Here is a 2140-nt window from a genome sequence, read left to right on the forward strand (position 1 = left end):
GACGGCGTAGCGATCGCGGAAGAACGCATGGGCGGGGTGCTGCTCCTCGGACGCCTCGGACGAGAAGCGCGTGAAGAGCTGTACGAATCCGGGCACTTGGGCGTTGTGACGCACCAGCCGGACGAACGCCCCCGCGATGTCGGCCGCGGTTCCGGCCGCCCCCACGGCCTCGCCGTACGCGCGCTGGTCCCGCTCGTCCCTGCGGCGCAGGATCTCGACGAAGAGCTGCTCCTTCGTACCGAAGTAGTGCAGCAGGCCCGCCTGGCTCAGTCCCACGGAGTTGGCCAGCTCGCGCACCGTCGCACGGCTGTAGCCGTCCCGCGCGATCACCTCGAGTGCCGTGTCGAGGATCTCTTCGCGCTTTGCCACGCCCTTTGCGTAAGAGCCTCGTCGAGCCATGCGGCGACCCTACTAAACGCTCCGACCGGCCCTTCACAAGGTGCACACGAACCCCTTGTGTGTGAATACCGTGTGTCGTACGGTTTTGGGAGCGCAGAGTCGCGCACCCCATCAGAGCAGGGACACCCGCCATGACGCCGACGTCACCTCCTGCCGTGCCTTCGACGGCTCCCCTCGCCGATTCCACCGGCGATTCCCCTGCCGCGAGAGTCCGCATCAGCGGTCCGCTCCGTCGGCTTCTGTACTGTCTGGCCCCCGCCACGGTCGGCCTCTACAGCGTGTACGGAGCCGTGCCGGGGATCCTCCTGCCGCTCCAGGTAGGAGCCCTGGACGAGCAGCACAAGGCCGCCAACCTCGCGCTGGTCGCGACCCTCGGCGCCTTCGCCGCGATGATCGCCCAGCCGGTGGCCGGCGCCCNNCTCGCGTGGATGGCGGCCCAGATCGCCTACAACTTCGTCCAGGCCCCGCTGACCGCGGTCCTGCCGGACCGGGTGCCCAGCGCGGCACGCGGCAGGTTCGCCTCGGTCATCGGGGGCGCGACCATGATCGGCGCCCTCGCGGGCAGCGGTGTGGCCTCGCAGTTCTCCGACCACCTCTCCACCGGGTACCTCGCCTTCGCGGGTCTCGCGCTGATCGGCGTCACCGTGCTCGTGGTCCTCAGCCCGGACACCTCCAGCCTCGGCCTCCCCCGCGAGCCGTTCCGGCTGCTGGAACTCCTCCGCTCGTTCTGGATCAGTCCGCGCCGCCACCCCGACTTCGCGTGGGCCTTCCTCAGCCGGCTGCTGCTCTACACCGGCTACTTCACGGTCTTCGGGTACATGCTCTACCTGCTGCAGGACTACGTCGGCATGAGCGAGGACAAGGCGGCGGACATGACGCCGCTGGTGTCGGTCGCCGGGCTCCCCGCGATCCTCGTGTCCATCGCCGTCTGCGGCCCGCTCTCCGACCGGATCGGCAGGCGCAAACCGTTCGTCTTCGCCTCGTCCGTGCTCGTCGCGGCCGGCCTCGTCATCCCCTGGATGGTGCCGTCCGTCACCGGGGTGATGCTGTGCTCGGTCGTCTCGGGTCTCGGTTTCGGCGCCTTTCAGGCGGTCGACACCGCGCTGATGAGCGAGGTCCTGCCGAGCTCCGAGAGCGCGGCGAAGGACCTCGGCGTGGTGAACATCGCGGCCACCCTTCCGCAGACCGTCGCGCCCGCCGTCGCCGGAGCGATCGTCGTGGGCGTCGGATACGCCGGGCTCTTCCCCGTCGCCGCCGTGCTGAGCGTGCTCGGCGCCTGCGCGGTGTTCCCCATCAAGGGCGTCAAGTAAGCCGAACAGACTCGTCGTTACGCAGTTACGCAGTTACGCCGTCACACAGGAGCAGAACATGTCACAGCCCATCAAGGCCGCCGACCTGACCGGCCTCTCCGTCGAGGAGAAGGCCGCACTCGGCAGCGGCGCCGACTTCTGGACCACCAAGGCGGTCGGCCCGGCACAGTCCGTGCTGCTGACCGACGGACCGCACGGTGTCCGCAAGCAGGCCGGTGCGACCGACCACCTCGGTCTTGCCGCGAGCGTTCCCGCGACCTGCTTCCCGCCGGCCAGGTGCGGGTCCTCCGAGTAGTACTCGAAGTTACGTCCGCAGCGCGGGTCGCGCTTGATGTTGATCCCGGGGCCCAGGAGCACGCCCACACCGTGGTGACGGCTCTCCCGGCCGAGCGCCTCGCCGACGCGCCCGACCAGCTCGGCGTCCCAGCTCT

Annotated in this window: 3 protein-coding genes; 2 read left to right on the plus strand and 1 reads right to left on the minus strand. The window is 69.6% G+C overall.

Translation table 11 applies throughout. From position 1 onward, the window contains the following. Positions 1–369 (minus strand): TetR/AcrR family transcriptional regulator (locus tag J0695_RS32650; protein WP_206968283.1); only part of this gene is annotated, 369 nt, incomplete at its 3' end. 161 nt (positions 370–530) lie between these two features. Here J0695_RS32650 and J0695_RS32655 point away from each other — a divergent pair. Further along, positions 531–1709 carry an MFS transporter gene (locus J0695_RS32655; RefSeq protein WP_443726644.1) on the plus strand — a complete coding sequence of 393 codons (1179 nt, stop codon included), beginning with the start codon at positions 531–533 and terminating at the stop codon, positions 1707–1709. 58 nt (positions 1710–1767) lie between these two features. Beyond that, on the plus strand, positions 1768–2004 hold the full coding sequence (locus tag J0695_RS44385) for a hypothetical protein (protein ID WP_242553496.1): 237 nt from the start codon (positions 1768–1770) through the stop codon (positions 2002–2004). Positions 2005–2140: the final 136 nt, after the last annotated feature.

Origin of the sequence: Streptomyces beijiangensis, assembly GCF_017315755.1 — a bacterium.
Taxonomy (GTDB): domain Bacteria; phylum Actinomycetota; class Actinomycetes; order Streptomycetales; family Streptomycetaceae; genus Streptomyces; species Streptomyces beijiangensis.

Excerpts from the sequence above, each read along its gene's own strand:
- J0695_RS44385 (WP_242553496.1), top strand. The coding sequence starts at position 1,768 with ATGTCACAGCCCATCAAGGCCGCCGACCTGACCGGCCTCTCCGTCGAG.